Consider the following 21,332-nt stretch of genomic DNA (forward strand, 5'->3'; position numbering starts at 1 on the left):
TTGCTCGTGAGTGAGACAAGACAAACAGAAGATAGCGACACCTCTGGACGCCCCCCGGCCGAGCACGCAGCGTTCGCCACCGGTGCGGGGGGTCAGCATTTCACCATCGTCGTGGCCTTGTTCGTCACGGTGCTGATGATCTCCAATATCTGCGCTACAAAGGGCGTGCAGTTCTTTACCCACAGCCATCTGACGCTGGGCCCGCTCAACATCCTGCCGATCACCACCGACGGCGCCTTCTTCATGTTCCCCCTCGCGTACGTCATCGGTGACGTGCTCAGCGAGGTGTATGGCTTCAAGGCCGCCCGGCGCACCATCTACATCGGCTTCTCGATGCTGGCGCTGATGGTGATCTGCTTCGAGATCGCCATCCGGCTGCCCGCAGCCAACTTCTACCAGGACCAGGCAGCGTTCAAGGCCGTGGCCGGGACCACCCCGCAACTGGTGCTGGCCGGGTTGGCCGGGTACGTCATCGGCCAGTTCCTGAACTCGATCACGCTGATGCTGATCAAGGAGAAGACCAAGGAGAAGCATCTGTGGGCCCGCCTGCTCGGGTCGACCGTCGCCAGCGAATTCGGCGATACCCTGGTGTTCTGCTCGATCGCCGCGACCGCCATCGGGATCAACACCTGGGGTGATTACTTCAACTACGTTCTCGTCGGCTTCATCTGGAAGACGCTGGTAGAGATCATGATCATGCCGATCAGCTATCGCTGGATCGCCTTCCTGAAGAAGCGCGAGCCCAGCTACGCGCCTCTCGCTCGCGCGGCCATCTACAGCTGATCGACCATCCATCCGACCACCGCGTTATACCGGCCTGCCATCCCGTCATCCCGGCCTGCTTCTCAGTCGGGGTCCATCACCGTAACCCGTTACGCACCTGTGGATTCCGGCCAAATGCACGCCGGAATGACGAGGATGGCAGCCGGAATGACAGGGGACGGCCGAATCCCTAGGGCGTCTTGATCCGCCCCTGCCAACGCCCGAGCGCATCGGCCTTGAAATCCTCGTAGTACTCCCCCTCGATGCTGGCGCGAATGTCATCGACGAGCCGAATCGTGAAGCGCTCGTTGTGAATTGTGCACAGCGTCGCCGCGAGGATCTCCTTCGCCTTGAACAGGTGATGGATGTAGGCGCGGGTGTAGTGAGCGCAGGTGTAGCAGTCACAGTTCTCGTCGATCGGGGTGAAGTCCCGCCGAAACCGGCTGGTATTGATATTGAATCGGCCCTCGCGGACATAGATGGCCGCATTGCGCGCCACCCGCGACGGGTTCACGCAGTCGAAGGTGTCCGCGCCGTTCTCGATCGCGACGAAGAAATCCTCCGGCTCGCTGATGCCCAGCAGGTGGCGGGGCTTGTCCTCGGGCAGTTCATCGCAGCACCAGCCGACGATGGCGCCCAGATTGTGCTTCTCCAGGGCGCCGCCGATGCCGTACCCGTCGAATCCCGTTCCGGCGCTTCCTCGCATCGCATCGAGATCACGACATGCCTTGCGGCGCAGGTCTTCATACTGTGCCCCTTGGATGACCGCGAACAGCGCCTGATAGGGCCGATGCGCGCGCTCGACGGTCAGGCGCTCGTGCTCGTCGATGCACCGCTGTGCCCAGTCATGCGTGCGCTGCAACGACTTCTCTTGGTAGCCACGGGTATTGAGCAACGTGGTGAGCTCGTCGAAGGCGAACATGATGTCCGCGCCGAGTCGGTGCTGTATGCCCATTGACACCTCGGGGGTGAACCGATGGCTCGATCCGTCCAGGTGCGAGCGGAAGGTGACGCCGTCGTCGTCGACCACCGCCAGGCGCTCCTTACCCTTGGCGATCACGTCGTCGTTCTGCACGCCGACGGCCTCCATCGCCAGCACCTTCTTGAACCCCACCCCGAGCGACATCACCTGGAATCCGCCGCTGTCGGTGAACGTCGGCCCCGGCCAGTTCATGAACCGGCTCAGCCCGCCGGCCTCGTCGACGATATCGGCCCCCGGCTGCAAATACAGGTGATAAGCGTTGGCGAGCAGCGCCTGCGCCCCGATCTCCCGCATCGTCTCCGGCAACACCGCCTTGACCGTCGCCTTGGTGCCCACCGGGACGAACGCCGGTGTGGCGATGCTGCCGTGCGGCGTGGTGAGCAGCCCGGACCGACCGTGCCGCCCATCGAGGCGGGTACCGATGGTGAACGAGGTATCAGCGGGATCGGGCATCCAGCAATAGTGCCAGGTCAGCCGAGAGCGCCTACACCGCCTCGACCGTCTCCTCGTCGACCAGGCCCTGATCGACTGCGGCTCCGGTGAATTGGGCGTTGTAGAGCTTGCGGTACGCCCCGCGCGCGGCGAGCAGCTGTGTGTGGGTGCCCTGCTCGACGATGCGGCCCGATTCCATGACGATGATCAGATCCGCATCCCGAATGGTCGAGAGACGGTGCGCGATCACGAAACTGGTGCGGTCGCGCCGCAGTGCCGCCATGGCCTGCTGCACCAGCAGTTCGGTGCGGGTGTCGACCGAACTGGTCGCCTCGTCCAGGATCAGGATCGACGGCTTGGCCAGGAACGCCCGCGCGATCGTGATCAGCTGCTTCTCGCCCGCGCTGACGCCCGAACCCTCCTCGTCGATCACCGTGTCGTACCCGCCGGGCAGCGAGTGCACGAACCGGTCGACGTAGGCGTCGCGCGCAGCCTCGAGGATCTCCTCCTCGGTGGCGCTCGGGTTGCCGTAGGCGATGTTCTCGCGGATGGTGCCGTTGAACAGCCAGGTGTCCTGCAGCACCATGCCGATGCGCGAACGCAGGCGGTCGCGGGTGATGCGGGTGATGTCGACGCCGTCGATGGTGATGGCGCCCTCGTCGATCTCGTAGAAACGTTCGAGCAGATTCACCAGCGTGGTCTTGCCCGCACCGGTCGGGCCGACGATGGCGACGACATGTCCGGGCTCGGCGACCAGCGACAGATCCTCGATGATCGGCCGCTCGGGCTCGTAGCGGAACGAGACGTTCTCGAACGCCACCCGCCCCCGATCCAACTGCCGCGAATCCTCCTGCTCGGGATCGGCGATCTGTTCGGGTGTGTCCAGGACCTCGAAAATCCGCTCGGCCGAGGCGATCCCGGACTGCAGCAGATTGACCATCTGGCCGATCTGCGTGAGCGGCTGGCTGAAGCCGCGCGAGTACTGCATGAACGCCTGCACCTCACCGAGGGACAGGTTGCCCGTGGCCACCCGCAGCCCGCCGACGACGGCGACCAGCACGAAGTTGAGGTTTCCGACGAACATCATCACCGGCATGATCAGCCCGGAGATGAACTGCGCGCGGAAGCTGGACTCGTAGAGCTTGTTGTTGCGGCGGTCGAACTCGCGCCCGACCTCGTCGACCCGGCCGAAGGCGGTGATCACCTCGTGGCCGGTGTACGCCTCCTCGACCTGGGCGTCGACCAGACCGGTGTACCGCCACTGGTTGACGAAGTGCGGTTTGGATCGCTTGGCGATCTGCGCTGTGACGATCACCGCGACCGGCACCGTGATCAGCGCGATCACCGCAAGCAGCGGCGAGATCCAGAACATCATGATCAGGATGCCGATCACCGTCAGCACCGCGGTCACCATCTGGCTCATCGTCTGCTGCAGGCTCTGCGACATGTTGTCCACGTCGTTGGTGACGCGACTGAGCAGATCGCCCCGGGGATTGTTGTCGAAGTAGCTCAGCGGCAGCCGGTGGATCTTTTCCTCGATCTCGCCGCGCAGCCGCTTCACCACCCGGTTGATGACGGTGGTGAGCAGGTACGCCTGGAGCCAGCCGAAGACCGCGGCTGTCGCGTACAGCGCGATCACCAGCAGCAGAACGTGGCCGACCGCACTGAAATCCACCCCGACGCCGGGGGTGACGTTCATCCCGGCCAGCATGTCGGCCATGCGGCCCTGCCCGGCCTGACGCAGCCGCTCGATCGCCTGATCCTTGGTCAGGCCCGCGGGCAACTGCTTGCCGATGACGCCGTTGAAGATCAGGTTGGTGGCCTTGCCCAGGATCTGCGGACCGACCGTATTGAGCACGACCGCGATCACCGCGAGCAGGAAGATCACGACGACATAGGCCCTGTCGGGCGCCAGCCGCCGCAACAGCCGCTGTAGCGACGGTCCGAACGATTTCGCCTTCTGTCCGGGCGCTCCCGGACCCGGCATGCCAGGCCTCATCGAGCTGCCTCCTCCGGGCTGTACTGGGATTCCACGATCCCGCGGTATTCGGCGCAGTCGCGCACCAGTGACTCGTGCGTGCCGAGCCCGACCATCGCGCCGTCTTCCAGCACGACGATCTGATCGGCCTCGCGGACGGTCGAAATGCGTTGTGCCACAGTGATGACCGCCGCGTTGGTTACCTCCGGCCGCAGCGCCTCGCGCACCCGGGCGTCGGTGGCGACGTCCAGGGCGGAGAAGCAGTCGTCGAACAGGTAGATCCTGGGCCTGCGCACCAGGGCCCGGGCAATGGCCAGGCGCTGGCGCTGGCCGCCGGAGACCGTGGTGCCGCCCTGGGCCATCGGGGTGTCGAGGCCCTGCGGCATGGCCCGCACGAAATCCGCGGCCTGGGCGATCTCGAGGGCCTGCCACATCTCGTCCTCGGTGGCTTCGGGCTTGCCGTAGCGCAGATTGTCCGCGACCGTGCCGGAGAACAGATACGCCCGCTGCGGCACCAGGCCGATCTGCGAGCGCAACACCTCCAGGTCGATGTGGCGCACATCGGTGCCGCCCACGTACACCGCGCCGCCGGTCGCGTCGATCAGCCGGGGAATGAGGTTGACCAGCGTGGTCTTACCCGCACCGGTGGATCCCACGACCGCGGTGGTCTGGCCCGGCTCGACGCGGAACCGAATCCCCTCGAGCACCGGCTTGTCCGCGCCCGGGAACTTGAATTCGGCGAAGGCGATATCCACCGACCCCGGATCGCCCTTGAAACCCTGCGGCGCGCTCGGGGGCACCACCGAGGATTCGGTGTCCAGCACCGCGGAGATGCGTTCGGCCGAGACCGCCGCGCGCGGGGCGATCATGCCCAGGAACGAGGCCATGGTCACGGCCATCAGGATGTACATGATGTACTGGATCATCGCGGTCAGCGAGCCGATCTGCATGGACCCGTTGTTGATCGAATGCCCGCCGAACCACAGCACCGCCACCGAGGTGAGGTTGCTGACCAGCATCACCGCCGGGAACATCAGCGCCGACAGGCGCCCGACGAACAGCGATGCCTCGGTGAGTTCGGTGTTGGCCACACCGAAACGCTCGGTCTCCTGCCGCTCCCGCACGAACGCGCGGACCACCCGGATACCGGTGATCTGCTCGCGCAGCACCCGATTGACCACGTCGATGCGGGCCTGCATGCGCCGGAACCCGGGCACCATCCGGGAGATGATCAGCGTCATGATCAGCACCAGCACGGGCACCGCGATCAGCAGGATCCACGACAAACCCAGCGCCTGCCTCAGCGACATGACGATGCCGCCGATGCACATGATCGGCGCCATGACCAGCAGGCTCACACTCATCACGATCAGCAGCTGCACCTGCTGCACATCGTTGGTATTGCGGGTGATCAGCGACGGCGCACCGAACAGGCCGACCTCACGCGCGGAGAAGCCGCCCACGCGGTGCACCAGCGCCGCGCGAATATCGCGACCGGCGCCCATGGCCGCCTGTGCGCCGAGGTAGACCGAGCTGAACGAGGCGAGGATCTGCACACCGGACACCAGCAGCATCCACAGCCCGGTGGTCCAGATGTATCCGATATCGCCCTTGGTGACGCCATTGTCGATGATGTCTGCGTTCAGGCTCGGCAGGTAGAGCATCGCGATCACCGAGATCAGCTGAAGCACGACAACACCTACCAACTGCGTTCGGTAGGGGGCCGCATAGGTGCGGAGCAGTCTGATCAACATGATGCATGCAGGCTACCGTCAAACGCTGACAGGTTTGCCTGGATCCTCGGCCGAACCGGACACTTATCCACCGGCGCCGCCCGTGTTCGCCGCAAGACCGTCCCGCGAGATGTCTTCCGGCGGAATACCGTCGGGCGAGGCGTCGGCGTCCGGCCCGCCGCGCCGCTCCCACGCGCCGGGGTCCGCGGTCAGCTCATCGATGAATTCGGGCAGGTCGCCGGTCGCGATCTGGCCGATCGACACCTGCTCGAGGACCGCGCGGATATTGACCCGCAACGCGATCCACACTCGCTGCAGCGGTTCGCCCACACCGGAATAGGTCACGTCCTCGGGCCGCTGCCCGCGGACCGACGCCAGCGGGCCCTCCATCGCACGGATCACATCGGCGATGCTGATCTGTGCGGCGGGCCGGGCCAGCCGGTAGCCGCCCTCGGGCCCGCGGCGGCTGGTGACCAGGCCCGCCCGGCGCAACTGCGCCGCGGTCGCCTCGAGAATCTTGGGCGGGATCGACTGCGCCGCAGCGATGCTCTCCGCCTTCAGACTCGCCTGCTCGACGCCCGGCGCGTCCGGTTGCGCCCGGGCGATCTCCAGCAGAATCCGGACGGCATTGTCGACCCGCGGCGAAATATGCACGTCTCACTCCCCCGCCAGCACGCCGAGCGCGGCGTCCAGCAGCACCCGCTCGATCAGCTCGTCGTCGGCCGCCGGGGCCAGCTCGTGCGACCACAGCACCGCGCCGAGCACCTCCAGGGCCGCACTGGCCCGCAGCCGGGTCGCGTCGTCGGCATCGGGACCGACCAGCCATGCGCACAGCCGCCGATGCATATCGATCATGTCCGGATACCGATCGCCGATCGCGTTGATGATCGCGACCGTATCCCGCACGCACATCACTCCCGCCCTGCGATGGTGCAGGAACACCCGCATACGGCCGGTGAGCACCGCACGGACGGCCTCGGGAGTCGGTTCGAGTCGTTCCGCGCGATCCACGACATCGTTCAGCTCATCGAAGATCGGCTCGATGATCGCCAGCAGCAAATCCAGCTTCGAGGCATAGTGGTAGTAGAGCGACGCCTTTGTGATCCCTACCGCATCTGCGACCTCGCGAAGGCTCGTTTGTTCGAAGCCTTTACTGGAAAAAAGCCGGATCGCAGCCTCTCGAATTGCCTCTTTAGTTCTTCTACCTGCGACAACCGATCCGGAGGCATTACGAACTGCCATAGTGCGATCCTCTCATCGAATCCCAGGTGAGCGTACGAGAGTGACGAAGTCGAGGTTGTTACTCCGCTTACCCGCTCGGTAGTCTACCTACCGCACGGTAGGCAGAAAAACGTCAGCGAAGACGGCTAAGGGCCGCAGGCGAGTGCTGTCTACGCCATCTCGCTACACAAATCGGCGAACGCAAGGAGAATCCTCGTGTCCGTATACCTCTACCGGTGGGGCAAGTTCGCCTACCGCCGAAAATGGATCGTGCTGCCGGTCTGGCTGCTGATCTTCCTGATCATCGGCGGTCTGGGGGTCGGGCTCAAAAAGCCCGTGAAGGATGATTTCAACATCCCCAACATGCCGTCCCAGCGTGCGACGGACATCCTGGACAAGCAGTTCCCCGGCATGTCCGCGCAGTTCAGCTTCGACGCGGTCACCGGCACCTATGTGATCGGCGCGCCGGCCGGGCAGAAGCTCACCGATCCGGCCAACCGCGATGCGATCACCGAACTGGTGCAGAAGCTCGGCGAGATGAACATCGTCGATCACAGCAAGCCGCTGATGGATCCGATCGCGGCCACCGACAAGATGGGCTGTCTGACCGGCGACCGGGGCGATCCGGCGTTCGTCGCGCGCTGTGGCCTCGCGCCGCTGAACGTACTCGGTAAGGGCAATGCCACGACCGCGCCCGCGGATTCCGTCGCCTATATGCAGGTTCCGTTCTCGATCAAGAAGTTCTCGGATATCACCGCCGCCGACCGAAAGGCCGCGTACGACGTGGCCGACGTCGCGCGCAACGCCGGACTGACCGTCGAGATGGACGGCACGATCGCGACCAACAACGCGATCAGTACCGGCGCCTCGGAGATGATCGGCTACGTCGTCGCGTTCATCGTGATGATGATCGCGTTCGGCGCACTGCTGGCCGCGTTCGTGCCGATCCTCACCGGCATCGTGGGCGTGGGCTCGGCCTCGGCGCTGATCATGGCCGGTACCTCGATCGCCAACATCCCGAGCTTCACCACGATTCTGGCCTCGATGATCGGTATCGCGCTGTCCATCGACTACGCGCTGTTCATCGTCTCACGATATAAACACGAACTGGCGGTGCAGGATTCGCCCGAGGAGGCGGCCGGTACCGCGATCGGCACGGCCGGCTCGGCGGTGGTGTTCGCCGGCCTGACCGTGATCATCGCGCTGTGCGGGCTGAGCATCGTCGGGGTCAGCTTCCTGACCTGGATGGGCCTGGGTGGTGCGCTCGCGGCCGCATTCGCGATCATGGTCGCGCTGACGCTGCTGCCCGCGCTGATGGGCGCGTTCGGCAAGTATCTGTTCAAGCCGAAGCTGCCGGTGGTCGCCAAGCACGACCCGGAGGATCCGTCCTCGGTCACCAACGGCATGCGGTTCGGCCGGTTGATCGGGCGGATGCCCGCGGTGACGCTGGTGCTGAGCATCGTGGTGCTGGGCCTGTTCGCGCTGCCCGCCACCAAGATCAGTCTGGGGTTGCCCGGTGAGGACAGCCAGCCCGCCACGTCCACCGTCCGCAAGGCATACGACCTGCGCACCAACGGATTCGGCGTTGGCAGCAACGGAATCCTCACCGTGGTCGCCGATCTGAGCAAGGTAGCGCCGAATCAGCGTGCGGCCGCGGTGACGGCGCTGCACGACAAGCTGGCGTCGTATCCGGGCATGGACTTCGTGACCCCGGCGACCACCAACGTCGTCGATGCGGCCACGCATGCCGACAATTACGCGGCCTCGACCGGCGCGCGGCTGAACGCGGTGCCCAAGACCGGGCCGAACGACAAGGCCACCCAGGATCTGGTCAAGAAGGCTCGGGGTGCGGAAGCTCAGCTCGAGTCGCAGTACGGCATGGAATACGGCATCACCGGCACGACGGCCATCTACGCCGACGTCTCCGCCGCGCTGCTGGGCAAGATCGTGCCGTATATGGCGATCGTCGCCATCGCCGCGTTCCTGCTGCTGATGCTGGTGTTCCGCTCGATCCTGGTGCCGCTGACCGCCGCCGCGGGCTTCCTGCTGTCGATGGCGGCCACCTTCGGCGCGACCGTGCTCATCTTCCAGGAGGGCAAGCTCGGGCTGATCAAGGAACCACATCCGCTGATCAGCTTCCTGCCGATCATCCTGATCGGGCTGGTATTCGGCCTGGCGATGGATTACCAGGTATTCCTGGTGACGCGAATGCGCGAGGAGTACAAGCACGGCAAGTCGCCGAAGGAGGCGGTCGTGCAGGGTTACCACCACGGCGCCCGGGTGGTGACCTCGGCCGCGATCATCATGGTCTCGGTGTTCGGTGGATTCATCATGGTGCCGGACGTGACCGCCAAGTCGATGGGCTTCGCGCTGGCGGCCGGTGTGCTGTTCGACGCGTTCCTGGTGCGCATGGTGCTGATCCCGTCGCTGCTGGCGCTGCTGGGCCGCGCGGCCTGGTGGCTGCCGAATTGGCTGGACCGCATCCTGCCGGATATCGATGTCGAAGGCACGAAACTGCGTGCGCTGCAAGAGGCGGAGCGCGCGAAGGATGCCGAACCGGAGCCGGTCGGCGTCTGATCGGCAGAAACAGGCCGGGCCCCAACCATTCTCGGTTGGGGCCCGGCCTTTTGCGTTGTCGGCGAAGAGTTCTCGCCGGATGATCAGCCCAGTTGCGGGGCGACCTCGGAAGCGATCAGCTCGATGTGATCGAGGTCGGACAGGTCCAGCACCTGGAGGTACAGCCTGGTGATGCCGGTCTCCTCGCGGATGCGCCCGATCTTGTCGACCAGTTCGGCGGGGGTACCGGCCAGGCCGTTGGTGCGCAGCTCGGACACCTCACGGCCGATGGCGGCGGCGCGGCGGGCGATCTCGGCCTCGTCGCGGCCCACGCACACCACCTGCGCCAGCGAGCGGACGATCTCGTCCGGATCCCGCCCGATCTTGCGCGCGGCGGCGGCCACTCGCTCGAATTGTGCCGTGGCCGTGGCGGAGTCGACGAACGGCAGGTTGAACTCCTGCGCGAAGCGCGCGGCCAGCTCGGGAGTGCGCTTCTTACCCGCACCACCGATGATCACCGGCGGACGCGGGCGCTGCGCGGGCTTGGGCAACGCCGGGGAGTTCTCCAGGCGGTAGTGCTTCCCGGCGAAATCGAAGCTCCCGCCCTCGGGGGTCTCCCACAGCCCGGTGATGATCTCGAGCTGCTCGGCGTACCGGTCGAACCGGTCCTTCAGATCGGGCAGTTCGATGCCGTAGGCGGTGTGCTCATCGGCGAACCAGCCCGCGCCGAAGCCGAATTCCACACGGCCGCCGGACATCTGATCGACCTGGGCCACCGAGATCGCGAGCACCGACGGGTGCCGGAAGGTGGCTGCGGTGACCAACGTGCCGAGGCGAATCCGGGAGGTTTCCCGCGCCAGGCCCGCGAGGGTGATCCACGCGTCGGTCGGTCCGGGCAATCCGGATACGCCGCCCATCTTCAGGAAGTGATCCGAGCGGAAGAACGCGTCGAATCCCCCGTCCTCGGTCGCCTTGGCAACCCGTAGGAGATCATCGTAGGTAGCGCCTTGCTGAGGTTCAGTGAAGATCCGTAGGTCCACGGGCTCCAACGTACCGCGTTGCGCGAAACGCGCCGGATACGGCAGACATCAGAATTCGATCTCCCCCTCCCCTTCAACATATATCGCACACGGGGGCTTGCGGCAAGGCCCGGGTCATGCCGCAGAATGTTCGACCTGGGCCGCTCACCTGCGTAAATCGGCGCCACACCGAAGACGCGACGACCGGCCCGACGACAGCCATCGACGGAAGGACGAAATGTGTTCGATGTGATCATCGCGGGGGGCGGGCCGACCGGCACGATGCTGGCCTCCGAACTGCGGTTGCACGACGTCCGGGTGGTCGTGCTCGAGAAGGAATCGGAACCGAACCTCGCGCCCCGGTCGCTGGGGCTGCACGCGCGCAGCATCGAGGTACTGGACCAGCGCGGCCTGCTGGAAAGATTCCTCGCCCGCGGCACCAAGTACCCGATCGGCGGCTTTGCCGGCATCCGCAAGCCGGTGCCCGAGCTGGACACCGCGCACGGATATCTCCTCGGCATCCCGCAGAACATCACCGACCCGCTGCTGGCCGAGCATGCCGTCGAGCTCGGTGCGGAGGTCAGGCGCGAGGCCGGAGCCGAACTGGTCCGGCTGGATCAGGACGGCGAGGCAGTGAACGCCGAACTGGCCGACGGCACGCGTCTGCGCTCGCGCTACCTCGTCGGCTGCGACGGCGGGCGCAGCACGGTGCGCAAGCTGCTCGGTGTCGATTTTCCGGGCGAGCCCGCGGGGATCGAGTGGCTGCTCGGGGTGGTCGAGGTGACCGAATCACCGGAGACGATGGCGGCCCTGGCCACGGAAATCGGCTCTCCACTGCTGCGCTTCGGCCCCGCGCCGCACGCCGCCACCCCCGGTCTGTACAACATGGTTGCGCGCACTGCGGAAGTTGCCGAGGATCGCACGGCCCCAACCACTTTCGAAGAGTTCAGGCAGCGCGTGACAGCCCTGGCCGGAACCGACTTCGGCATGCACTCACCGCGCTCGATCACCCGCTTCGGCGACGCGACCCGACAGGCCGAGCACTACCGAGTCGACCGCGTGCTGCTCGCAGGGGACGCCGCACACGTCCACCCGCCGATGGGCGGGCAGGGCCTGAACCTCGGCATCCAGGACGCGTTCAACCTCGGCTGGAAACTGGCCGCCGAGATCCGCGGCTGGGCGCCGCAGGGCCTGCTGGACACCTACCACGCCGAACGCCATCCGGTGGGCGCCGAGGTGTTGAACAACACCCGCGCGCAGGCCGTGCTGATGTCCCCCGAGCCGGGCCCGCAGGCGGTACACCGTCTGATCTCGGAGCTGATGAATTTCGACGAGGTGACTCGCTATCTGGTGGAGCGGAACACCGCGATCGGAATCCGCTACGACTTCGGCGACGAGCACCCCCTTGTCGGCCGCCGGTTGCGAGATGTCGAGTTGAGCAGCGGCCACCTCTACGGGCTGATGCACGATGGACGAGGCATGCTGTTGGATCAGACCGGCCGGCTCTCGGTGGCCGGGTGGAAGGACCGCGTCGACCACGTCGTCGATCACATCGAGGGAGACCTCCCCTCTAATTGGGATGCTCCCGCCGCACTCCTGCGTCCGGACGGCCATGTGGTCTGGGTGGGCGAGGACCAGCAGTCCCTCCTGGATCATCTCCCTCGCTGGTTCGGCGCACCGCTGGATTGATCCGCGGCTCGGCCACCGTCGCGCGCCGCAGCCACGGGACAGGCCATGGCGCCCAGTAGGATCCAGATTCATGGCTCCGACCTTCGATGATGTCTACCGTGAGAAGTACCTGCTGCTGACCACCTTCACCAAGGACGGCACGCCCAAGCCGACCCCGGTCTGGGGGGTGCCCGAGGGCGGCAGGCTGCTGATCATCACCGACAACGGATCGTGGAAGACCAAGCGGATCAAGAACACTCCGCGAGTCACCATCCAGAAATGTGGAGTGCTGGGCAAGGTGAAGGGGGAGCCGGTCGAGGCGGTGGCGCGCATGCTGCCGGAGTCGGAGACGCGGCGAGTATTCGACAAGATCGTCAAGCGGTACTGGAACCACGCGTTCTACTTCGTCCCGCAGGCGATCCTGCGAGGCGGCATCGACAAGGTGCACTCCGCCATCGAGGTCGAGGCGGTTCCCCCCTCTTCGGAGACCTAGGAGCGCTGTTCGACTCGTTGTGTCGAGACTCTCGACGCGATAGACGAAATGTACTCGAACCTATGTTCGAATGCGGGTAGAGTGGCTGGATGCCTCTCGACCGCCACATCCAATTCGCGCAACTGTGGTTGGAACAGGTCCGCGACCGCCTCGCCGACGCCGCCGCCACCAGCGCCCCACTCCCGCCCGAACAGCTGAACATCATGTCCGGCAAGGTCACGGAGGGACTGCGCATCTTCACCGAACTAGCCCGAGCAGAGCACGGGTCACCGACAACCTGATCGTCTCTCGTGGCTGATTCGAGATAGTGACCGCTTGCGGAGTAGCCACGGTGGTTGGCCAGAAGCGGCGGCTGGCGTCACGCCAACATGGGACGGGGCTACCGTGGGGGAAAGGCGCGATGCTTGTTCCCTACGTCAGTGAGGAGCCCGCTGTGACCACCGCCGATCTGGATACCGATATCGCGACTATTCGCGATGCGCTGATCGACTTGTACAAGGATCTGCACGCACATCCGGAGCTGGGTTTCGCCGAACACCGTACGTCGGCCGAGATCGCCCGGCGCGCAACAACATTGGGTTATAACGTGGTATCTGGCGTTGGTCGAACCGGGGTCGTGGCCACATTGTCCAACGGGCCCGGGCCCACGGTGCTGCTGCGCGCGGATATGGACGCGCTGCCGGTGCGCGAACAGACCGGGCTGCCCTACGCCTCGACCGCGACCGATCCGGAGTCCGGCTCCCCGGTCATGCACGCCTGCGGGCACGACGTCCATGTGACCTGCCTGCTGGGCGCGCTGGAGATCCTCGCGCGCGCACGCTCGACCTGGTCGGGCACGCTGATCGCCGTCTTCCAGCCCAACGAGGAGCTCGGCGCGGGCGCCCAGGCGATGGTCGACGACAACTTCTTCGAGCGCTTCGGCACGCCCGACGTCGTCCTCGGACAGCATGTGATGCCACTGCCGGTCGGCATGCTCGCCATGCATCCGGGCGCGGCCATGGCCTCCACCGACGCCTGGAAGGTCACCCTGTACGGCCGAGGTAGCCACGGATCCCAGCCCGAACGCGCCATCGACCCGGTGGTGATGGCCGCGGCGACCGTGCTGCGTCTGCAGACGGTCGTCTCGCGCGAGATCGGTGGCGGCGACACCGCGGTCGTGACGGTGGGTTCGATGCGCGCGGGCACCCAGAACAACATCATCCCCGACCAGGCCGAACTTCAACTCAACATCCGCACCTATACCCCGGAGGTCCGCGAGCGGGTGCTGACCGCGGTGCGCCGCATCATCCAGGCCGAGGCCACGGCCTCGGGCGCGCAGCGCGACCCGGACATCGAGGTGATCGACACCTTCCCGATCACCACCAACGATCCGGGCGCGGTGGACCGCACCCTCGAAGCGCTCGGGGCCAGATTCGGCGCACACAACATCATCGACCCCGGCCCCGTCACCGGCAGCGAGGACGTCGGCATCTTCGCCACGGCCTCGGGCGCACCCCTGTGCTACTGGTTCATCGGCGGCACCGACCCCGCGACCTTCGCCGCGGCCCAGGAGAAGGGCACCACCGCCCAGGACATCCCGTCGAACCACTCCCCGCACTTCGCCCCCGTCATCGAGCCCACCCTCGACATCGGCGTCGCCGCCCTGATCACCGCCGCCCTGACCTGGCTCGGCGATCCCGCGAGCTGATCGCCTGCCCGGCAACGTGTTCGGCCATCCCGTGGTGACCTCGGCAACAGATCTCACAGCACGGTGAAGGCGTTACCAGGAAGGGCGTAGCCCGATGCCAGCCACCCCGCAGTCTCGCCGGGTTGGCTGTACTGGACCGCCCACCGAAAGGGACACCAGACATGGCGAAGACCACTTCCAGCCGCCGCATCATTACCCGCGTCGCCGTCGCCTCAGCCCTGATCATCGGCCCTGCCACCCTCCTGACGGCCCCTGCCCTAGCGGCGACGACACCCGCACAATCGGTCACCGCGACCCCCATCGCAGGCAACGGCGGAAGCGGTGGTCCCGGCGGCCACGGTGACGGCGGGGGTCGGGGCGGCGGTGGTTTCAGCGACCCCGACCCGGGTGCCTCCGGCGCCCCCGGCGGCAATTTCAGAGGCCCAGGCTGGGGCAACGGCCCCCAGGGACCCGGCTGGTATGCCCCCGTGCCAACCGGCAGCGCATAGCCGATACCAGCTATAGACCCCGGTACACGTCGCGCCGCCACCCGACCTTCACGACGAGAATCACAAGCGCGCCATTGTCGATGGTGTAGACGATCCGGTAACGACCCACCCGAAGCCGGTAGAGCGCGTCGTGTCCGGCAAGTTTGCGGATGTCGGGGCCTTCGATGTACGGGTCGTCGCCGAGCGTGGTGAGCGCCAGCAGAATGCGACGAGCGTCGGTGAGCGGTATATCCCGCAACTCCCGGCGGGCGGCCGGATCCCAACGGAAGGCGTACTTCACCGGGAATCGGCCTCCCCGAACAGGTCTGCGATCACTTCGGCCATCGACGCAGTCGGTTCGGCGGCATCGATGCGGGCGAGCGCTTCCCGGGCGAGCAGTTCGTCTTCGGCGCGGTCGAACGCTTCCACCATCTCGAGCGGTACCAGCGCGGCGGCAGGTTGACCATCCCGCAGGATGATCACCTCATCCCCACCTTGGGCATCGGTGACGTAGCGGGCGAGGTTGGCACGCAACTCGCGGATGCTGATCTCCGTCATACCCCAAGCGTACACGGGGGCGTGTACACGCCCTAGGAAACCGTCTCCAGGCAATAAAAAACCCTCTACCTGCGCTAACAGCTAGAGGGTAATGGCGGTGGCGGCGGGATTTGAACCCGCGGAGGGGGTAAACCCTCACACGCTTTCGAGGCGTGCTCCTTAGGCCGCTCGGACACGCCACCGCAGGTGACTGTACCGGAATGCGGCGGAGAACCGAAATCGCCTGGACGGCGGGGTTCAGGGGCGGTGGGTGCGGAAGAAGGCGTCGAGGGTTGCGGCGCAGTCGGATTCGAGGACGCCGCCGCGGACTTCGGGGCGGTGGTTGAGACGGCGGTCACGCACGACGTCCCAGAGGGAACCGACGGCGCCGGTGCGGGGCTCCCAGGCGCCGAAGATCAGGCGTCGCACGCGAGCCAGGACCAGCGCGCCCGCGCACATGGTGCAGGGTTCGAGGGTGACCGCGAGGGTCGCGCCCTCGAGCCGCCAGCCGTCGCCCGCCGCCGCGGCCGCGGCGCGCAACGCCAGTACCTCGGCGTGCGCGGTGGGGTCGCCGAGGGCCTCCCGGGCGTTGGCGGCGCGCGCCAGCTCCCGGCCGTGGGCGTCGAAGACCACCGCGCCGACGGGGACGTCACGCGGATCGGCCTGTTCGGCGGCGGCCAGCGCGGCGCGGATCAGATCCTCGTCGGGCGGCATTCAGCGATTCGGCAGCTTGTCCAGGACCGCGGCAAGCTCGCCCGAGAAACCCAGGCGCTGGGCGATCATGCCCAGTTGCTCGTCCGGGTACAGATCGGTCTCGGCGAGGATCACGCTCAATACCGGCTCGGGCAGGCCCAGATCGGACAGTACGCCCAGGTCGCCCTCCTCCCAGGGCTCCACCTCGTCGAGTTCGTCCGGGTCGATATCCGGAATCTCGACGTTCAACACCTCGAGCACGTCCGCCGCGATGTCGTAGTCGATCGCCGCCGTGGCATCCGAGAGCAGCAGGCGGGATCCGGTGGGCGCGGGCCGCAGCACGATGAAGAACTCATCATCGATATCCAGCAACCCGAACACCGCCCCGGTGCTGCGCAGAGCACGTAACTCGTTCTCGGCCTCGGTCAGGGAATTGAGTGCCGCTGGGCTCAACGGACTGCATCGCCAGGTGCTTTCTTCGCGGACGACGGCTACTGCGAACCCCTCCACGTCGTCGTACTCGTCCGACGCCGCCCTATTCGTGCCCGAGCGCTGTGCTGCCATGGGCGCAACGGTAGTCCGCTTCGGCTCAAATGTTGAAGTCGTATGCGAATCTGGTGTGATGACCCCCCGACCAACCGCCGGCCCGACCGGTAGCCCGACCCCCGGCCCGAATCCCGCGATCTGCGTGTTGGGTACGGGCCTGATCGGCGGATCCGTGCTGCGTGCGGCCGTCGGCGCCGGGTACGAGGCCTGGGGATACAACCGCTCGGCCGCGGGCGGAGCGGCCGCGCGCGCCGACGGATTCGACGTCACCGACGGCATCGAGGCGGTGCTGGGCCGCGCGGCGGAGGCCGACGCGCTGATCGTGATCGGTGTTCCGATGCCGGCCGTCGACGCGATCCTGTCCGACATTCGACTGTTCGCGCCCGGCTGCGCGCTGACCGACGTGGTGAGCGTGCAGGCGCCGGTGGCCGAGGCCGTGCACAAGCACGAGCTCGGCGCGCGCTACGTCGGCGGGCACCCGATGGCAGGAACCTCCGAATCCGGTTGGGCCGCATCGAGTTCCGATCTTTTCCGAGGAGCCGCATGGGCGGTCGGCGTCGATCCGGGCACGCATGCGCAGGTGTGGACGCGGGTGGCGCGCCTGGCTCTGGACTGCGGTGCGGACGTCGTCCCGGTGATCGCCGCCGAACACGACCGGGCCGTGGCCCGCGTCTCGCATCTGCCGCACGTGCTCGCCGAGGCGCTGGCTGTCGCGGGCGCGGGAGGCGGCGACCTCGCGCTGGGGCTGGCGGCCGGATCGTTCCGCGACGGAACCCGGGTCGCGGCCACCTCGGCCGAGCTGGTCCGGGCCATCTGCGAGCCGAACGCGACGGCGCTGCTGGACGCCCTGGACGATGCGTTGCGGCTGCTCGGGGCCGCCCGCGACAGCCTCGCCGCCGAGGGCACGCTCGGCGAACTCATCGACGCCGGATACAGCGAACGCGCCCGCTACGAGGACCTGCGACGCTGGGAGATCACCGGAATCCGCCCCGGCGACCACGACTGGCTGGAGAAACTGCGGGAGGCCGGGCAGCGCGGCGGGGTTCTGCGCACGCTCGACTGACCTCCCCGGTGGAAGGTCAGATCCGCTCGGCCAGGTCCGGGTAGTCGAGCAGGAAACCGTCCTGGTCCACCGTCACGGTCGCGCTGGACACCGGAGACAGCACATGGATGCCGTCGTGACCGGGCGAGTAGGTCAGGCTCGCCTCCTGCACCAGCAGATCGGGCAGCCGCACGTAGACCACCGGAACCACGACATCCTCGAGCGATCGGTTCAGCCCGTGGCGACGGATCGGCAGGGTGTTGAAGAACGGGCTCAGCACCACGTCGACATCGAGGGCCCCGGCGAAGGTGGAGCGCACATGGGTACCGCCGGTGTCGATCAGCCAGTAGTCCTCGGCGTCACGGGCGATCGAGGCCTGCCGCTCCCCCGCGGCGACGGTGCTGCGCAGCGAAAGCCGCTTGGTCGCCCCGTTCTCGTCGGTGATCAGGTCGTAGGAGGCGCTGAAGGCGGGATGATCGGCGCACTCGCCGCCGGTGATCCGGCCCGAGGCGCGAATCCTGTTGCCGGTGAGCACGACCCGCGCCGACTCCATCCGGCATCCGTTGTGTGCCCGCCAGGTGAGCACCGCCGGCCACCGCGACACCGCCGGTGCCTGATCCGGGTTCTCGGCGTTCGCCGGGGCGGCCTGCGTGTTGCCCTGGGCTGGATTCGTCACCCCTCTACGTTAAGCGACGACCGCGAACATTCGGCATGGGCGGGCATCGCCCCTCGGATACCGGGCGATGCTCCCCAGCAATTCTCAGGATTTACCGATACTTCCCACGGATCGCGTACAGGCACGGCTGGCACGGTGGTAGTCATGACAACGATGCTGGAGATTCTGGGTGTGACTCTGATGCTGGCGTTCTTCGCCATGATGGCCATGTCCGGCGCGATGGCCTCCTCGGCCCCGCGCTCGCTGGTCGCCGTCCGGGTCCGCAACCGTCGCTGAGCGGCCTACGGTCCCGTTGAGCCACGCTCGGCCAGCACTATCTGCACGGCCAGCGTCACCAACCACAACGAAATAGCTCCGACCTGAATGCGCTGCGCGATGCCCAGGGCGTAATTGCCCGGCAGATTGTCCGCGATCAGCATCCAAGCCGTCACCGCCGAGTCCACGATCACGATCGTCAGTCCGCTGTGACGCAGAATCGGCCAGCGCCGGTACCGGAACGCGGCCGCGCTGAACGCGATCATCGCGACGAAGATCGAGGTCACCGCCAGTGTGCTGGTGAACGCGTGCACCTGGTGTAACTGCGGGAACAGCCCGTCGTCGACCGGCGGGCAGGGATCCGGCCGACAGGTGCGCATCGGCCATCGCGCATCCGCCATCGTCGCGGCGCCGAAACTCGCCAGCGCGATCCAGCCGACGCGGGACAGCCTGCGGCGAGTGAAGACATACAGCCCCGCGATCCCCGCGACCAGCGCCAACACCCCTGTCACGGTGTCCGCGACCGAGAAAACGCCCGCGTACGCGCGCCCCTGCGCGTCCAGTTCACTGAGGAATGTGCGCACCGGATTCACCGCGATCGGCAGGACGAACTCCAGCACCCACGACGAGTAGCAGATCCCCGCCAGGGCGATCGCCACCGCGATACCCCGCCGCTCCATCCGCGAAATCAACGTCATCGGTGAACCGGGCGCCATCCGGGAATCCGGCGCCCGAGGATGTGACACCCGGCTATGCGCTCGCGGCGCGATCCCGCCCGCCCGCTCGATATCTTCTCGCTCGATCCACAGCATGGCCCTCGATTCGGTGCGTCGATGCCCCATCGCGTACTGAACGGCCTGATGTCGTAGCTACCGGTTCATCATCGCTGATCTCCGCGCCGGCACCCGGCGTCGACGCCGCGCTCGGTGCGAACTGTTATCAGCAGGACAGCACGGCCTGCACCCGATCGGCGGCCACGACCGGATCCTCGTGCTCCCACACCCGCACCACAGTCCACCCGGCCTCGATCAGGCGCGCATCGGTATCGCGATCCCGCGCGACGTTCCCGGCCAGCTTGTCCGCCCACCACTGCGCGTTGTTCTTCGGGAACGTGGCGTGCTGTGGACAGCTGTGCCAGAAGCAGCCGTCGACGTAGACGGCCACCCGCCGACGGGGAAAGATCAGATCCGCGCGGCGGCGCAGCCCGGGCAGCGGCGCCCGGTCGACGAAGAAGCGACGGCCGCGACGGTGCAGTTCCCGGCGCAGCGCGGTCTCCGGTTTGGTGCCCGTGCGGCGTTGACGAGCCATCCGGGCGCTGGTCGCCGGATCGGTCGCGGGTCGTGCCATGGCTACGCGGCCTCCTGTGGAAATCCTCCCATGCGCAGCAGATGATTCTCCATGTCGGCCAGGAAGCCGGGGGGAAAACGCAGACTGCCGCGCCCGGCCCGGCGCAGAAATCCGGCCGTGGCCCGGGCCGAGAGCAGTTGGGCGTCCTCCAGGAACCAGCGCAGATCCTCGTACGGCTCATGCACCGGCCACGTCGACACCGGCACCCGGTACGCGATCCCGGCCCGCCCCCACGCGGCGCTGGGCCAGCGTTGCCCCGACAGTTCGAGCTCTTCGGGAATCGGATCGTCGGCCGCGGTAGCCAGTCGACCGCCCGCCCAGTTCGCCATCCGCACGCTCACCGCATTGCCGACCAGCTTCCACCGATGCCCGGCCCGCACACCGGGCACGGCCACCGCGGGAGTCGTCCATCCCGGGGAGAAGCCTTGCAGCCGTTCGACATCGGTGATCCCGGGGGTCACGATCTCACCCGACGGCAGCCGCACGGCGGGCGGGCTGGCGATACCCAATCCGGAACCACCCTTCAGGGTCGGTACCGCGTTGACCGCCCAGCCCAGCCCGCGCACCCCCTCGGTCCAGTAGAACCCGCACGGATCGGTCTGCGCGTCACCCACCATGCGCGGCCCGGCGTCCGCGCCGAACAGAATGGGGCGCGGGTCCTCGGTCCGTGAGGCCAGCATCAGCACCCGCTCACGGCGCTGTGGCAGCCCGAACGCCCGCGCGTCCACCACCCGGTAAGCCCACGTGTAGCCGAGCTCCTCCAGCGCCGCGGTGATATGCCGCATCGCCTGTCCGCGTCCCAGCTGCAACATGAACGGGACGTTCTCGATCAGCAGCCACCGCGGCCCTCGCTTGCGGCGCACCAAGCGGAACACCTCGTCCACCAAACCCGAACGCGCACCGGTGATCCCGGCCGTCCGCCCCGCCTGCGACAGGTCCTGGCACGGAAATCCGGCCGCTACCAGCTCGATTCCGGACGGCAGTGCGCGCAACCGGGTCACGTCCCCATGCACCTCGACGTCCGGGAACCGAGCCGACAACACCGCCTGCGCACCGGTATCGATCTCACACAGCAATTCGGTCCGCCACCCGTGCTCGCCCAGCCCGAGCTCGAGCCCGCCGATCCCGGCAAACAGCCCGACCATGCTCGCGCCTGTCACAGCTGCCCTTTCGCCCGCGGATTCTCCGATGTCACCGCGCCTGGGAGTGCAGACTACTCGAGTCACCCGGACCAACCC

23 protein-coding genes and 1 tRNA gene are annotated in these 21,332 nt (G+C 67.0%); 9 read left to right on the forward strand and 15 right to left on the reverse strand.

From position 1 onward, the window contains the following. Window positions 1–6 precede the first annotated feature (6 nt). Window positions 7–783, forward strand: coding sequence for a queuosine precursor transporter (locus JZ791_RS02225; protein ID WP_216892413.1), 777 nt, complete (start codon window positions 7–9; stop codon window positions 781–783). Between the two features lie 169 nt (window positions 784–952). Here JZ791_RS02225 and tgt read toward each other — a convergent pair whose 3' ends face one another. From tgt to JZ791_RS02250, 5 genes are all read right to left on the reverse strand, one after another. After that, window positions 953–2,197, reverse strand: a complete 1,245-nt coding sequence (gene tgt, locus JZ791_RS02230) for a tRNA guanosine(34) transglycosylase Tgt (RefSeq protein ID WP_216892414.1) — start codon at window positions 2,195–2,197, stop codon at window positions 953–955. 31 nt (window positions 2,198–2,228) lie between these two features. After that, window positions 2,229–4,175: an ABC transporter ATP-binding protein gene (locus JZ791_RS02235; RefSeq protein ID WP_216892415.1), complete on the reverse strand. Its 1,947-nt coding sequence runs from the start codon at window positions 4,173–4,175 to the stop codon at window positions 2,229–2,231. After that, on the reverse strand, window positions 4,172–5,908 hold the full coding sequence (locus tag JZ791_RS02240) for an ABC transporter ATP-binding protein (protein ID WP_216892416.1): 1,737 nt from the start codon (window positions 5,906–5,908) through the stop codon (window positions 4,172–4,174). The genes JZ791_RS02235 and JZ791_RS02240 overlap by 4 nt, the downstream gene beginning before the upstream one ends. Before the next feature lie 63 nt (window positions 5,909–5,971). Next, the gene (locus JZ791_RS02245) at window positions 5,972–6,541 is read right to left on the reverse strand and encodes an RrF2 family transcriptional regulator (protein WP_216892417.1); all 570 of its coding nucleotides are present in this window, start codon (window positions 6,539–6,541) and stop codon (window positions 5,972–5,974) included. A gap of 3 nt (window positions 6,542–6,544) precedes the next feature. Beyond that, window positions 6,545–7,129 (reverse strand): TetR/AcrR family transcriptional regulator, encoded by a 585-nt coding sequence (locus JZ791_RS02250; protein WP_216892418.1) that lies wholly within the window; start codon window positions 7,127–7,129, stop codon window positions 6,545–6,547. Between the two features lie 195 nt (window positions 7,130–7,324). On the opposite strand from JZ791_RS02250, the gene JZ791_RS02255 reads away from it, so the two are divergent. After that, the gene (locus tag JZ791_RS02255) at window positions 7,325–9,685 is read left to right on the forward strand and encodes an MMPL family transporter (protein WP_216892419.1); all 2,361 of its coding nucleotides are present in this window, start codon (window positions 7,325–7,327) and stop codon (window positions 9,683–9,685) included. An 83-nt stretch (window positions 9,686–9,768) separates the two neighbouring features. Here JZ791_RS02255 and JZ791_RS02260 read toward each other — a convergent pair whose 3' ends face one another. Next, window positions 9,769–10,704: an LLM class F420-dependent oxidoreductase gene (locus JZ791_RS02260; protein WP_216892420.1), complete on the reverse strand. Its 936-nt coding sequence runs from the start codon at window positions 10,702–10,704 to the stop codon at window positions 9,769–9,771. Between the two features lie 219 nt (window positions 10,705–10,923). Here JZ791_RS02260 and JZ791_RS02265 point away from each other — a divergent pair, with 219 nt between their 5' ends. The 5 genes from JZ791_RS02265 (at window position 10,924) to JZ791_RS02285 (ending at window position 15,019) form a co-directional block, all read left to right on the forward strand. Further along, window positions 10,924–12,372, forward strand: a complete 1,449-nt coding sequence (locus JZ791_RS02265) for an FAD-dependent monooxygenase (protein ID WP_216892421.1) — start codon at window positions 10,924–10,926, stop codon at window positions 12,370–12,372. Between the two features lie 70 nt (window positions 12,373–12,442). Then, window positions 12,443–12,844 (forward strand): PPOX class F420-dependent oxidoreductase, encoded by a 402-nt coding sequence (locus JZ791_RS02270; RefSeq protein WP_216892422.1) that lies wholly within the window; start codon window positions 12,443–12,445, stop codon window positions 12,842–12,844. Between the two features lie 89 nt (window positions 12,845–12,933). After that, window positions 12,934–13,125 carry a DUF6374 family protein gene (locus JZ791_RS02275; RefSeq protein ID WP_216892423.1) on the forward strand — a complete coding sequence of 64 codons (192 nt, stop codon included), beginning with the start codon at window positions 12,934–12,936 and terminating at the stop codon, window positions 13,123–13,125. A 119-nt stretch (window positions 13,126–13,244) separates the two neighbouring features. Next, window positions 13,245–14,531 (forward strand): amidohydrolase, encoded by a 1,287-nt coding sequence (locus JZ791_RS02280; RefSeq protein WP_216892424.1) that lies wholly within the window; start codon window positions 13,245–13,247, stop codon window positions 14,529–14,531. Window positions 14,532–14,692: 161 nt separating this feature from the next. Then, window positions 14,693–15,019, forward strand: a complete 327-nt coding sequence (locus JZ791_RS02285) for a hypothetical protein (protein WP_216892425.1) — start codon at window positions 14,693–14,695, stop codon at window positions 15,017–15,019. Window positions 15,020–15,029: 10 nt separating this feature from the next. On the opposite strand, the gene JZ791_RS02290 is transcribed toward JZ791_RS02285, so the two are convergent. The 5 genes from JZ791_RS02290 to JZ791_RS02310 all read right to left on the reverse strand — a co-directional run bounded on the left by JZ791_RS02290 (window position 15,030) and on the right by JZ791_RS02310 (window position 16,792). Beyond that, window positions 15,030–15,299 carry a type II toxin-antitoxin system RelE family toxin gene (locus tag JZ791_RS02290; protein WP_216892426.1) on the reverse strand — a complete coding sequence of 90 codons (270 nt, stop codon included), beginning with the start codon at window positions 15,297–15,299 and terminating at the stop codon, window positions 15,030–15,032. Then, entirely contained in the window at window positions 15,296–15,556 is a 261-nt protein-coding gene (locus JZ791_RS02295; protein WP_216892427.1) for a type II toxin-antitoxin system Phd/YefM family antitoxin, read from the reverse strand. The genes JZ791_RS02290 and JZ791_RS02295 overlap by 4 nt, the downstream gene beginning before the upstream one ends. A gap of 92 nt (window positions 15,557–15,648) precedes the next feature. After that, a tRNA-Ser gene (locus JZ791_RS02300) sits at window positions 15,649–15,738 on the reverse strand. 55 nt (window positions 15,739–15,793) lie between these two features. Next, a complete protein-coding gene (locus JZ791_RS02305; RefSeq protein WP_216892428.1) occupies window positions 15,794–16,249 on the reverse strand; it encodes a nucleoside deaminase in 456 nt (151 codons plus the stop codon). Beyond that, window positions 16,250–16,792: a tRNA adenosine deaminase-associated protein gene (locus tag JZ791_RS02310; protein ID WP_216892429.1), complete on the reverse strand. Its 543-nt coding sequence runs from the start codon at window positions 16,790–16,792 to the stop codon at window positions 16,250–16,252. 58 nt (window positions 16,793–16,850) lie between these two features. Here JZ791_RS02310 and JZ791_RS02315 point away from each other — a divergent pair, with 58 nt between their 5' ends. After that, window positions 16,851–17,837, forward strand: coding sequence for a prephenate dehydrogenase (locus JZ791_RS02315; RefSeq protein WP_216892430.1), 987 nt, complete (start codon window positions 16,851–16,853; stop codon window positions 17,835–17,837). A gap of 16 nt (window positions 17,838–17,853) precedes the next feature. On the opposite strand, the gene JZ791_RS02320 is transcribed toward JZ791_RS02315, so the two are convergent. Continuing rightward, window positions 17,854–18,420, reverse strand: coding sequence for a putative glycolipid-binding domain-containing protein (locus JZ791_RS02320; RefSeq protein ID WP_308162733.1), 567 nt, complete (start codon window positions 18,418–18,420; stop codon window positions 17,854–17,856). A gap of 216 nt (window positions 18,421–18,636) precedes the next feature. Here JZ791_RS02320 and JZ791_RS45920 point away from each other — a divergent pair, with 216 nt between their 5' ends. Continuing rightward, window positions 18,637–18,768, forward strand: a complete 132-nt coding sequence (locus JZ791_RS45920; RefSeq protein WP_256461790.1) for a hypothetical protein — start codon at window positions 18,637–18,639, stop codon at window positions 18,766–18,768. Between the two features lie 5 nt (window positions 18,769–18,773). Here the strand turns inward: JZ791_RS45920 and JZ791_RS02325 are convergent, their stop codons facing one another. From JZ791_RS02325 to JZ791_RS02335, 3 genes are all read right to left on the reverse strand, one after another. Then, window positions 18,774–19,445 (reverse strand): DUF998 domain-containing protein, encoded by a 672-nt coding sequence (locus JZ791_RS02325; RefSeq protein WP_254205092.1) that lies wholly within the window; start codon window positions 19,443–19,445, stop codon window positions 18,774–18,776. Window positions 19,446–19,686: 241 nt separating this feature from the next. After that, on the reverse strand, window positions 19,687–20,094 hold the full coding sequence (locus tag JZ791_RS02330) for a very short patch repair endonuclease (protein WP_216892432.1): 408 nt from the start codon (window positions 20,092–20,094) through the stop codon (window positions 19,687–19,689). Window positions 20,095–20,096: 2 nt separating this feature from the next. After that, on the reverse strand, window positions 20,097–21,239 hold the full coding sequence (locus JZ791_RS02335) for a DNA cytosine methyltransferase (RefSeq protein WP_216892433.1): 1,143 nt from the start codon (window positions 21,237–21,239) through the stop codon (window positions 20,097–20,099). Between the last annotated feature and the right edge of the window lie 93 nt (window positions 21,240–21,332).

It is taken from the genome of Nocardia alni (assembly GCF_019038435.1).
Lineage (GTDB): Bacteria > Actinomycetota > Actinomycetes > Mycobacteriales > Mycobacteriaceae > Nocardia > Nocardia alni.